Annotated in this window: 7 protein-coding genes; 6 read left to right on the forward strand and 1 reads right to left on the reverse strand. The window is 47.7% G+C overall.

The window, feature by feature from the left end; translation table 11 throughout:
* The first annotated feature begins 7 nt into the window (after positions 1–7).
* Together trkA and Q4488_RS03075 are read left to right on the forward strand one after the other, a co-directional pair.
* Positions 8–1,384 carry a Trk system potassium transporter TrkA gene (gene trkA, locus Q4488_RS03070; RefSeq protein ID WP_303578990.1) on the forward strand — a complete coding sequence of 459 codons (1,377 nt, stop codon included), beginning with the start codon at positions 8–10 and terminating at the stop codon, positions 1,382–1,384.
* A gap of 12 nt (positions 1,385–1,396) precedes the next feature.
* A complete protein-coding gene (locus Q4488_RS03075) occupies positions 1,397–2,845 on the forward strand; it encodes a TrkH family potassium uptake protein (protein ID WP_303578991.1) in 1,449 nt (482 codons plus the stop codon).
* A 61-nt stretch (positions 2,846–2,906) separates the two neighbouring features.
* On the opposite strand, the gene Q4488_RS03080 is transcribed toward Q4488_RS03075, so the two are convergent.
* Positions 2,907–3,791 carry a lysophospholipid acyltransferase family protein gene (locus Q4488_RS03080; RefSeq protein WP_303578992.1) on the reverse strand — a complete coding sequence of 295 codons (885 nt, stop codon included), beginning with the start codon at positions 3,789–3,791 and terminating at the stop codon, positions 2,907–2,909.
* A 210-nt stretch (positions 3,792–4,001) separates the two neighbouring features.
* Here Q4488_RS03080 and glyQ point away from each other — a divergent pair, with 210 nt between their 5' ends.
* From glyQ to Q4488_RS03100, 4 genes are all read left to right on the forward strand, one after another.
* Positions 4,002–4,976, forward strand: a complete 975-nt coding sequence (gene glyQ / locus Q4488_RS03085) for a glycine--tRNA ligase subunit alpha (protein ID WP_303578993.1) — start codon at positions 4,002–4,004, stop codon at positions 4,974–4,976.
* Positions 4,976–7,066 carry a glycine--tRNA ligase subunit beta gene (glyS, locus tag Q4488_RS03090; protein ID WP_303578994.1) on the forward strand — a complete coding sequence of 697 codons (2,091 nt, stop codon included), beginning with the start codon at positions 4,976–4,978 and terminating at the stop codon, positions 7,064–7,066. Before glyQ ends, glyS begins: the two co-directional genes overlap by 1 nt.
* A gap of 108 nt (positions 7,067–7,174) precedes the next feature.
* Positions 7,175–7,735 (forward strand): D-glycero-beta-D-manno-heptose 1,7-bisphosphate 7-phosphatase, encoded by a 561-nt coding sequence (gene gmhB / locus Q4488_RS03095; protein ID WP_303578995.1) that lies wholly within the window; start codon positions 7,175–7,177, stop codon positions 7,733–7,735.
* Positions 7,736–7,759: 24 nt separating this feature from the next.
* Entirely contained in the window at positions 7,760–8,044 is a 285-nt protein-coding gene (locus Q4488_RS03100) for a hypothetical protein (protein WP_303578996.1), read from the forward strand.
* Positions 8,045–13,061 lie beyond the last annotated feature (5,017 nt).

Here is a 13,061-nt window from a genome sequence, read left to right on the forward strand (position 1 = left end):
TTAATATATGAAAATTATTATTCTTGGAGCAGGCCAGGTCGGTGCCACATTGGCTGAAAATTTAGCCAGCGAAGCGAATGACATCACCATTGTTGATACTGACTTTAGCCGACTCAGAGAGCTTCAGGATCGCCTAGACATCAGTACCGTCGAAGGCAAAGCCTCGCATCCGTCTATTCTCGAACAAGCTGGGGCTCGCGATGCGGATATGCTGATCGCCGTCACTAATAGCGATGAAGTTAATATGATCGCTTGTCAGATCGCGCAGACCCTGTATAACACCCCGACCAAGATTGCGCGCGTTCGAGAACATGATTACCTGCTCAAAAACAAAGCAATTTTCACCGACAAATCCATTCCAATCGATGTCTTAATCAGTCCCGAAGAGCTAGTCACCAAGCATGTAAGGCGCTTAATCGAACACCCCGGCGCACTTCAGGTGCTCGATTTTACCGATGGTATTGCTCAGTTAGTGGCCGTTAAGGCTTACTACGGCGGCCCGCTGGTAGGCCGCGAAATATCCTATCTTCGTGCGCATATGCCTGCCGTGCAAACCCGCGTTGCGGCTATTTTTCGCAAAGATCGGCCTATTATTCCGAAGGGTGAAACCGTCATAGAGGCCGATGATGAAGTCTTCTTTATCGCAGCCAAAAAAGATATTCGCTCAGTGATGAGCGAACTGCGCCGACTCGATCGTCCCTATAAACGAATTATTATTGCTGGGGGCGGCAATATTGGAGCCCGCCTAGCGCAAAATATCGAAGCTAAATATCAGGTCAAAATTATTGAGCGCGACATTCGCCGCTGTAATAGCCTCGCCAAACGACTCGATAGCACCATCGTCTTGCAGGGTAGCGCCTCCGATAAAGAACTTTTGCTTGAAGAAAATATAGAAGACACCGATGTTTTTTGCGCGCTAACGAACGATGATGAAGCCAATATCATGGCCTCAATGCTCGCTAAACGCCTCGGCGCACGCACCGTGATGACACTGATTAATAACCCTGCCTATGTTGATCTAGTGCAGGGTGGGGTGATCGACATTGCGATTTCGCCGCAACAAACAACGATTGGCAGCCTCTTAACACACGTTCGCCGTGGTGATGTGGCTGCCGTCCACTCTCTGCGTCGCGGTGCAGCAGAGGCGCTTGAAGCCGTCGCGCACGGTGATAAACGTACGTCAAAGGTGGTTGGCAAGGCGATAGAAGATATTGATCTCCCCACCGGCACCACCATCGGCGCCATCGTCCGTAATGATCAATTTCTCATCGCGCACGACAACATCATCGTCGAAAATGGTGATCATGTTATTCTGTTCTTGGTTGATAAACGTAAGATCAGTGAAGTCGAACGTCTATTCCAAGTCGGCCTTGGCTTTTTCTGATCGGAGACAATAATGCATTACAGGGTAATTCTCCGAATTCTCGGCCTACTGCTGATGATATTCAGCATCACTATGCTGCCACCGCTCGCGATATCCTATGGTTATCAGGACGGCTCTCATTCAGCCTTTATTTTTGGTTTTATCATCACACTGCTGACCGGCTTCGTGATCTGGGCGCCGGTTTATCGGGTGAGAGAAGACCTACGTACTCGAGATGGCTTTCTGATTACCGTATTATTCTGGGTGGTACTTGGGTTGTTTGGTGCCATTCCGTTTATGCTGTCACACGACCCAGGATTATCGGTTGTTGATTCGGTCTTTGAATCACTCTCAGGGCTCACTACCACCGGCGCCACCGTCATAACCGGTATTGATGCGCTACCTGAATCGATCCTTTTTTACCGGCAGCAACTTCAATGGCTCGGCGGTATGGGTATTATCGTCTTGGCCGTTGCCATCCTGCCAATGCTCGGTATCGGTGGCATGCAGTTATACCGCGCCGAAACCCCGGGCCCCGTCAAAGATAGAAAGCTCACCCCCCGTATTACAGAAACAGCTAAAGCCCTCTGGTATATCTATCTATCGCTCACCGTCGCCTGTGCTGTCGGTTACTGGCTAGCCGGCATGACCGTATTTGATGCCATTAGTCATAGCTTTTCTACCGTCGCCATCGGTGGTTTCTCAACCCACGATGCCAGTATCGGCTACTTCGATAGCCCATTAATTGAAGCGATCTGTACGTTTTTCATGGTCATGTCGGCGGTCAACTTTGGCTTACATTTTTTTGCTTGGCGTCAGCGTACACTTAGCCATTATTTCAAAGACCCAGAGTTCAAGCTCTACCTAACGATTCTCTTCAGTATTACCTGTCTTTCAGCCGTGGTACTGATGACCACAAGCACCTATCCGCCGGGCGAATCGATTCGTAAAGCCATTTTTGAAGTCGTTTCAATTGCCACGACCACCGGCTTTGCGACAGCCGACTTTGCAAAATGGCCGGTCATGTTACCTTTTTTACTGTTCATGGCGGCCTTTGCCGGAGGCTGTGCGGCATCAACGGGCGGCGGTATGAAAGTCATCCGCGTCTTACTGATCTTGAAGCAAGGGCACCGAGAGATAAAACGACTGATACATCCAAACGCAGTGATACCCGTTAAGCTGGGTCGAGATCCTATTCCCGATAGAATCCTGGAGGCTGTTTGGGGATTCTTTTCAGTCTACCTAATCGTCTTTATTGTGATGCTGATTATTCTGCTCGGGACAGGACTCGATCAAGTAACCGCGTGGTCGGCTGTTGGCGCAACACTCAACAACCTCGGCCCCGGTCTTGGCGCAGTCGAAACGCATTACGGCGATCTTAACGAGCCCGCTAAATGGGTGCTCACCTTTGCCATGCTGCTAGGACGCTTAGAGGTATTTACATTACTGGTTTTATTCACGCCTTCTTTCTGGAAGCGCTAACCCTTCGAATAAAAAAGGGGCTCAATATAGGCCCCTTTTTTAACTCTCACACAGCCACTCTTCAATACAATCGAGAGCCATCCGAGCGATGTTGAAATCGCTTATATTCCCACTGATATTGCTCAGGCACTTGACGCACACATTGTTCTACCGCGGCATTCATGGCCGTGGCCGATACCGTTAGATCCTTGCTATTTATATCCTCGGAGACATTAGCGAAGAAAATCTCAAAGCCTTCAGCATTAGGTAAACGTTGCGCATAAGCAGCCACCACCACGGCCCCCGTTTGTGCAGCCAATTGTGGCAACAGTTTCATCGAATAAGCATCTTGACCAAAGAAGGGGACAAAAACCCCGCTGCCTTTATCGGCTTCTTGATCGGGCAACACGCCTAACACTTCGCCGGCCTTGAGCGCTTTCATCGCCATACGCACCCCCTTGATGTTGGCCGGAGCAAGTTTCGATCCCATCCGAGCGCGCTGCTTTTTAATCAACCGATCCATCAGCTCAATCTTCGGCGGACGATACATAGAGGTGAGGGGATAATGAATACTCAAATACAGCCCCAAGACCTCCCAGTTACCTAAGTGAGGTGCGATGAGGATCACCCCTCTACCCGCCGCTACCGCCTGAGTCATAATCTGCTCATTATGCACCGCGTGAATTTTCTTAATCACACGATCTGGGCTCCACATCCAAGCCATACCCATCTCGCCCGCGAGCTTGCCGGTTTCCAATAAGCTTTCTTTCACCAGCTGATCTTGCGCGGCACTCTCCAATTCAGAGAAACATAAGTTGATGTTCGCTTGCGTGATTCGATAGCTTTTTCCTTGTTTCCGATAAGCGCGTAAGCCGACCCATTCGCCCACCTTTTGCGCCAACGAAAAAGGAAGCATAGCAAGCAGATATAACACAGCGACAGAAAGCCAACCTTTGAGATGTTTCACGTGAAACCCTTCTATACAACAACATAATGAATTGAAAAATCATCGCCGCTAAAACAGATGATCATGAATCAATTATATAATGCCCACTGAACAAATGACTAACACCGACCAGTCTGCGCAGAAAAAACAGCGCTAATGCACTAACAGAGCGCTCTTACTGTTAGTAATTCGTGTATAATTTCGCTCTATTTTTGTACAAACAGATTCATAATGGTGATCTCAGTGACAGATAAAGCGAGACCGGATGCCAGCACCTTTCAAGGGCTGATCCTGGCACTGCAAGAGTATTGGTCAGAGCAGGGCTGTGTAGTAGTGCAACCACTGGATATGGAAGTTGGCGCAGGCACCTTCCATCCATCAACTTTTCTGCGCGCTATCGGTCCCGAAACATGGAACTCCGCATACGTGCAACCGAGCCGTCGCCCCACTGACGGACGCTATGGTGAGAACCCAAACCGCCTACAGCATTACTATCAATTCCAGGTAGTGATGAAGCCATCACCTGACAACCTTCAGGAACTCTACCTCGGCTCACTAGAGCGAATGGGCCTAGACTTGAATGTGCATGATGTCCGTTTTGTAGAAGACAACTGGGAATCGCCAACACTAGGTGCTTGGGGACTGGGCTGGGAAGTTTGGCTCAACGGCATGGAAGTCACACAGTTTACCTATTTCCAGCAAGCGGGCGGTCTTGAATGCTACCCTGTTACCGGTGAGATCACTTACGGCCTAGAACGTATTGCGATGTATCTGCAAGATGTCGATAGCGTGTACGATCTGGTTTGGTCATACAACCCAGACGGCAGCCCGGTGACCTACGGCGACGTATTCCATCAAAACGAAGTTGAACAATCAACGTATAACTTCGAACACGCCGATGTGCCACAACTGTTTAAAAGCTTCGATCATCACGAAGCCGAATGTAACAAGTTACTAGCACTGGACACACCGCTACCGTTACCGGCCTATGAGCAAGTATTGAAAGCCTCGCATACATTCAACCTGCTCGATGCTCGCCATGCGATCTCTGTCACCGAACGTCAACGCTACATCCTTCGAGTACGCACCTTGGCGCGCGGCGTTGCACAGGCCTATTTCAATACCCGTAAAGGGCTTGGCTTCCCACTGGCCGAAGAAAGTATTCGTAACGAAGTTTTAGCCGCCTGCGAAGAGGAGAGTAAGTAATGACCGATTCCGTTAACCGTCAGGACTTCCTGTTCGAACTGGGCACCGAAGAGCTCCCCCCTAAAGCGCTGAAGACATTATCTGCCGCATTGGAAAAAGAGATCATCGGCGGCATTAAAGAACTATTTGGCAAGCAAGCTGATGCGCTATTTAATGGCACAACGGTTCACTCCTATGCCGCACCTCGTCGCCTTGCTGTACTCATCAACAGCCTCACTGACGAAATCCCTAGCAGCACGTTTCAAATGCAAGGCCCGCCAGCACGCATCGCATTTGATGAGCAGGGTGCCCCCTCTAAAGCGCTATTGGGCTTTGCTCGTAAGTGCGGCACCGAGGTAGAAAACCTCGAAGAGATCGACGGCAAAATGTGCTTTAGCCGCTCACTGCCGGCCAAAGCCATTGCCAATGAGCTGCCTGCGATTATCGAACATGCGCTGAGCAAACTTCCCATTCCTAAGCGGATGCGTTGGGGTGCATCACACACGGAATTCGTTCGACCCGTGAAGTGGTTAGTCATGCTCATGGGCGATCAGGTTATCGAATGCGAGATTCTGGGCTTAAAAGCAGGCCGTAATACTCGCGGGCATCGCTTCCATTACAATCAGCAGATTGAACTGAATCAAGCTAGCGAATACCTGGAAAACCTCGAAAGTGTGGGCATGGTCATCGCCGATTTCGATGAACGCCGTGAAAAGATTCGCGCACAGGTTGAAGCTGAAGGAGAGGCTGTTCAGGGGATAGCACAAATTGATGAAGCACTGCTAGACGAAGTCACGGCTTTGAACGAGTGGCCGGTAGCGCTCACCGGACGCTTCGATGAGCGTTTCCTCGATGTGCCTGCTGAAGCATTGATCTCATCGATGAAAGAACATCAGAAGTATTTCCACCTGACTGACAACAATGGTCAGTTGATGCCTTTCTTTATCACCATCGCCAATATCGAATCGACCGACCCCGCGCAGGTTATTTCTGGCAACGAGAAGGTGATTCGACCACGCTTAGCGGATGCGGCGTTCTTCTTCGAGACCGATAAAAAGCGCACGCTTGAATCACGCATCGACGATTTAAAATCGATCGTTTTCCAAAAAGAGCTTGGCACCCTACATGACAAAGCCGTTCGCGTTGCGGTTTTGGCTAAGCACATTGCCGCTCAACTAGGACAAGATCAAGCGAAGGCCGAACGCGCCGCCATGCTGGCGAAAACGGATTTGATGACCGATATGGTCTACGAATTTACCGACCTTCAAGGCTTAATGGGCTACCACTATGCGCTGAATGATGGTGAAGATGAAGGCGTTGCTCTAGCACAAAACGAGCAATACATGCCACGCTTCGCTGGCGATGAACTGCCTCAGAGCGAACCAGGTATCGCGGTTGCATTGGCCGATCGTCTCGACACGCTGACCGGCCTATTCGGCATCAATCAACCGCCAACAGGTTCGAAAGATCCGTTCGCGCTTCGTCGTGCATCCCTAGGTGTTTTGCGTATTATTGTTGAGCGCCAACTCAATCTTGATCTAGAAGATCTGATTCAGGTAGCCGCCGATAACTATCGAGATCTACCCGCACAAGAGGGATTAGTGGCACGCATCACTGACTTCATGCTAGAACGATTCCGCGCTTGGTATGACGATGAAGGGATTGCGATTGAGGCTTACTTGGCGGTTCACGCACTGCGCCCAACTCGACCACTGGAGTTCAATCAGCGAGTACAAGCGGTAAGCCATTTCCGTACGCTGAACGAAGCTGGCGCGCTTGCTGCAGCCAATAAGCGTGTATCCAACATCTTGAGCAAGCAAACGACTGACGTTGCCGACAACGTCTCTGACGCACTACTGCACGAAGATGCCGAGAAAGCGCTGGCCTCTGCCGTTGCAGAGAAGAGCATTCAACTTGCGCCACTCTTTACTCAAGGCAACTTCAAAGAAGTGCTGGAGCAACTTGCCGAGCTACGTCCGGTAGTCGACAAGTTCTTTGACGAAGTCATGGTAATGGCGGATGATGAAGCAGTTAGAAATAACCGCTTGGCTCTGCTTAAACAATTGCGCAACCTGTTCCTCGGCGTTGCCGATATCTCAGCCCTTAGCTAAACACGCTTAGCTAAAGCGCAAGTCACTTAGCACAGTCAAAAAAGCCGGTTATTAAACCGGCTTTTTTATATCTATTTTTACATCGATAGCAGTGAGATTAATCAGATCGTGAACAAGTTAGTTATCTTAGATCGGGACGGCGTCATCAATTATGATTCCGACAACTACATCAAATCCGCAGAAGAGTGGCAACCATTACCCGGCAGTATCGAAGCGATCGCTCGACTCACTCAAGCCGGCTTTGATGTTTGTATCGCCACGAATCAGTCTGGCCTGGCGCGGGGCTATTTCGATATTACCGAACTTCACCGAATGCATCAAAAAATGGTTCAACTAATTGAAGAGCAGGGCGGACGCATTACCAAAATAGAATTCTGTCCCCATTCGCCAGATGATAATTGCTATTGCCGTAAGCCAAAGCCAGGGCTTTATCAGCATATCTTGAGCTGCTATCCAGATATCAACCCGGCCTATGTTTATACGGTTGGCGACTCGTTGCGCGATTTAGAGGCCTCGATTGAAGCCGGCTGCCCACCGATTTTAGTTCGCACCGGCAAAGGCGAACGCACCATCGCCAAAGGCGGGATACCGGAGAGCACCGTTATTGTCGATGACCTTGAAGCCGCCGCTTTACATATCATCTACGCTAACAACATAACCGAAGACTAAACGTTTCACGTGGAACATTGAGGCATGGTCAACAAACCTAACACTCAAATAGCGATGCGAGCACTGATAGCAGAGATCCGCACAGAGATCCCTTTCGATACGCCGGTAGAGCGATTATGTAACGGCCCCTGTACCGGCTGCGCCAAGAAACTGTTGGATTATCTCGATACTCAGCTCGAAGAAATAGAGGCTGACCTCCTTCATGAACACATACCGACACTAGGTGAAATCAATCGTTTGAGTAAAACCGCACGTAAAATCTACGCAGCGCTGAACAAGAATGGACTCATCTTTGACAACCATGCTTAGAGAAATACTTAGATGGATACTTAAATTAGATACTTCGAGAAATACTGAGAACAATACACCGAGCAACGCAGAATAAAACAGAAGCTAGATCAGAAAAAACTGAGCTAAGCGCGTAGAAAATATCACCCAACTCGTCAACCACCGTTAATTGAATCGGCCATCTTTCGAACAGCCTCCCGTGAAAAAACAGACAGCCAAAATGCAAATTGTGAGATGACTGAACGGTTCACTCTAGCGTATGGGTTTCAGATCTAAGCGTCGCTGAAGCCATTCAACATTAGCACCAGCGCGAACCCCTGACCCTCAATAACCGCTCAAGCATAAAAACAGTAAGCACATTAGAACAGTGCCGGTTAAGCATATTACAAAAGTAATGGTTATCTTTGCTATCGGAGTTTAAGAGCCGTTATTGAACACAGCAGCCAGATCGTTACACCAAGCGAACACCTCTTTCCCCTGAAGCTCAATCACAAAGTTCTAAAGATTATTCGCAACACGAACACTGCAGATACGCTAGGGCAGAATCGCAACGTCAACACGTTTTTGATGCTCAACTCAGTGACAATGAGATAGAAAAACAACCCCTGAGTAATCGCTACAATATAAGCGCCAGTATTCAATTACCACCAATCCACGATGAACATCACTAACGGTGGTGACGCTTAATTAGAATACAGCCCTGAATAAACCAACCCATTTAACGGGACCCAATCGCTCGGTTATGCGTATTAAGAATTGGGAATGTTCGGAATGTGAGGTTCGAGGTTATGACCCCTAGGCAATCTCAACTGATCTATATCGAGAACGCTTTTTTACAATCTACTTTAACCTACCTCAAGAGCAGACAACCGATTAATGAAGCAGCGTATAAAGCTCTAAATAAAAGCTCCGAATAAAAGCTTCGAATAAAGCAGTGAACCAAACATCTCATGGCGTACTAAATTAACTAGGGATAACATACCGGTCAACGCATCGAAGCGAAAAAATAAACTGTCGTCGTGCCTCTATGGAATGCCCCAGCAAAAGTTGATTCACTCAACGATGCTCAATGAGGCTAGGTCGGCATCACAAAGATCCACTGAATCCGATAATATCAGTGTCACAGGACAGCCTGATGCATCACTATCAGCACTCCATCTAAAGCCCGGCAGTGTACTTATAATCTTTCGATAAGCTAATCACTCAATAGACATTCAACGCGATGCCCCTGAAACGCACGCTCCGATTTAACCCCTCCATCATCTTCAATGATTAGCCTAAATCAATGTACTCAAGTCAGCACAGCCAATCCATTTATACTCAAGCTCAACCAGATCACTTGGGGTTAATGATGCCCCTTTGATACTAGACGACTTGTTTAGTCGAACACACTCTTTCACCGTTTTCCTGCACTGACTACCACGCCTCAGCAGACTAATATCAAACATTGACCTGAGCCAACTCATCACCCTATAACGCCCCCTATAGACTCGTTACAAACAACACTCATCGAACAGGCTAGCCAACTAATGTATTCGATTGCTGACTGACGAAGCGCCACTATGAGATCAAGAAAAACTATCCACATCTCGTATCATCGATAGTGCTTCACGTGAAACATAGTCAGCCGAGTTAAGAGCTTTGATCACTAATCGCGACGATATAAGTGGAGATCAAAAATAGTAGATGCATTAAGTATCGGCTCTAAGGGTCCGTATTAAAGGGTTCGCATTAAAGGGGCGGCTTTAAATAAAGAGTCATCTTAATCCAAGAGAAGAAGCCAATGATAAGGGGGGTACTACGAGCCAGCCTTGAATGCTTCATCGGCTAGAGCCTGGAGCAACAAAACAGCCCGATTATAGCAGGGCAATAAAAATGCCATAGCAGAGCAAGCCTTAAAGCAAAACGAGCCAGCGCAGGTTAGCTGTTCGCTAATATGAAGCTCTGCATTACCGAGAGAATAGGGCGCTGAATTTCGATTACCGGAATGCAGCAGCAACTGAATTTTGTTACGTCTGAATTAGAATGAAAGCGAGCAAGCACTCTGAGTATTTACTACATATCGGCTCGTCAAATGAACGAATTGAAGTGTGGCCATCGAATGAATGCCGCTAGTGAAAGGCGTCAACACCACCTTACCTTCAGCAGAAGGGACCACCATATCAGTCGACTTTTATGACTCCTGACATAGCATAGCCGTCAGACCTGTCTCATCCCACGTAGCCATCGTGGCAGCAAAACAAACCTAAGAGGCGAAGTCGGTAACTTATAGAACACCTGCCATATTGATATCAGTAACCTCTTTGAAGAGGGCATCGCATCAAAGTCTACTGCTGAAAAAGCCGCGCAAAATCACTCCGTTCGACCATACCTCTGTATGGTTAACCTAGTCCCTAAATAGAGCAAGGGTAGAGATGTAAATAAAAAAGACAATCGACAACCCTCCATTTCAAATCGCCAACAGATGTAATGAGAGAGATCACCCATCGCCACCTGTGACTCGTATCTGTGAACGAAACCGCTGCGCAGTGATACGTTATATCACTCGACTGGTAGCCACTTAAAATACGCCCGCCATTCAATTTTCTCGGCGTCAGCAGACTCGATAGAAAAGACCACCGTAAAACGCTTAAAAAAACCAGCGAAAAGCCCTGAGAAAAAGCCTAAAAAAACCTAAGCTAAACCATCAAGAAAAATAAAAGAGCGAGCTTTGCAGCAGCCGATTTGAGATTACACGGTCATCACTTGCCTCCTACAAACAGAAAAGCATTCACGATACGCTTCATGGTGAGTCAACCTAATATCCGAATAGGTGACCATTTCTAGGCTGGGTACGCTGTGATAACGGTTGAGTTTTTCCCGCTGTTTTTGATTCCACAGGCTAGAACATCGGTCGATCCCAGCGACAAAATCAGCGCAGCACCTGTCGATACCTTTCCCGAAACGTGACCCGTATCGGTTGTATACCATAACGCTGCTCATCACCAATTGAGAGCAAACGATACAGATTGAGCACGATGAAGAAACCCATACACTTGGCGTTCTTCGATGCAACCTGCATACAGATATCTAATAAATACCGTATTGGATAGCGTGACGACTGACGGGAAAACAACTCTCAAGACGATCCGTATTCAACTGCCGGATTTCTTGATACTGATTAAAGGCATCTTGTGTCGCGCCTTTTCACTCAGAATAAAGAGTAAAACGCTCTACATTGAAGCTCATTAAATATCACCCAAAGCAAAACCATAGCGCCAATACGTCGCCATAAAGTGTGTGACAAAGTACGAGGTGATCGATAGCTTAAATCTAGATTGCTGCATCACGCTAGCCTAAGGCTAGCCAAAATAATCGTCATCACAATCACGATCTAAAGCTCTACGGCTAAGCTCTGCGGTTAAGCTCTTCCGTTCGGCATTATCAATCGGCGAGTAGGCACGTAGCCTAGTTTACTGATTAAACCCAGACGAATATCAATCGCGGAGCACTGACATTCAGCCGATATATAGTGACGATGCTCTTCAATGCCTCCCGTTGCGGCAACGACAAGCTTGTGCTGAGCAGCAGCAAAAACTCGGCATATCTGCACAACGGTAACGTTATATCGCTGACCTTATCTGATGAATAAATCCATACGAGCTGCCCCTAGCCGCATCTACATATTCAGTCACCGAGCCCCTGACTCATGAGAACAATCGGGACAAGCCTGTCTGTGCTAAGCCTGCCTGTGCTAAGCCTGTTAGTGTTGAGAAGCCTCTGTTGCTATACAGGGCCGTTCTACGAACGGGTTATTCATTAGCATCAAACAGTTCGCTAACCTCTCCGCCTCTAACTGATGGCGAGTTGCATAAATAACCCAAGCATCCTTCTCGGGACGCCAAGCTTAGTTTCGAACCATACCGTTAACAATCGTTTTCGCTATCTTCACTCAGCACCGTTTTTGTCTTATCGACTTATCGACAATACTCAACTCGGCGTTGCTAATACAGGCTGACGCAGCAACCTGTCACAGTAGGCTGCATTGCCACAACCGGCAGATCCGATTGTCACGATGGATCATCAGTGCCTATTAGCAGCACGGCAAGATAAAGCCTGATTCTTTAGCCGCTGTTCTTTATCTCCTATTCTTAAGCTTCTCGTCTTAAGCTTCTCGTCTTTAGCTCCAATTATTTAGCATCTCGGCTTGAACATTGGCGTTTCTAAAATGACCTAAATACAGCGCCAGCATGAGACAACCTTTAGCGTTAACCGAAGCATACAAAACCCTAACAATAGCGGGCCGAAGAGGGGTTAAAATGAGGAGCATAATGAATGGTTTAATGAAGACCTTAATGAACAACCTAATGAAGCGTTAAAAATCGGCGACTCCCAGTCTGACAAAAAGAGCTGCTAATCCTGTGGAGCAGATCGCCTTTGAGTAAGCTTGAACGGCCTTACTGTTCTATTTTATTAGGTCTTTCAATCGATAATCTCATCAATACGGTGACCTCGTAGACAATAGGATCGCCGATCCTTAAGGCTAATCGCGCGGCCCATATTCACCCGATGCCAACACCACCTAAGTCGCCATCATCAGCTATCCCACTTCGGGGCTATGGAAGGTGCGAATAAGTCCGATATGCTCTCTGCGGACATTAGAATGGCCAGATACGCGAAAGCCAGTGCAGCGAAATGTCTGGACCTTTTCAAGCTGGCTGACAAAGTAGATGAGAGATCCTCTGTAAAAAGGCATAAAAGATCTCCGTGAACCTACCCATCGACGCGAAAATCTATCAGGCGAAATCGTTTAGTAACGACGAAAAGATACCTCGTCAATACGAGGAATAGATCACAACATCGGCGCAAACATCCCAGTGTGCTAAATCAGTCAGTACAGCATTCGCATCGAAAAGCGAAAAGAACAATGGCCTATAACGTCAGCAACCCTATAAATTTATTTGCTTCGAGCGATATCATCAAACAGCAAATCGCCATCAGCTGATGGCTTACATAGATGCTTTCAAATATTCGGCTCATCATATGGACGATCGCTTTC

Origin of the sequence: Amphritea sp. 1_MG-2023 (assembly GCF_030547545.1) — a bacterium.
Classification (GTDB): Bacteria; Pseudomonadota; Gammaproteobacteria; order Pseudomonadales; family Balneatricaceae; genus Amphritea.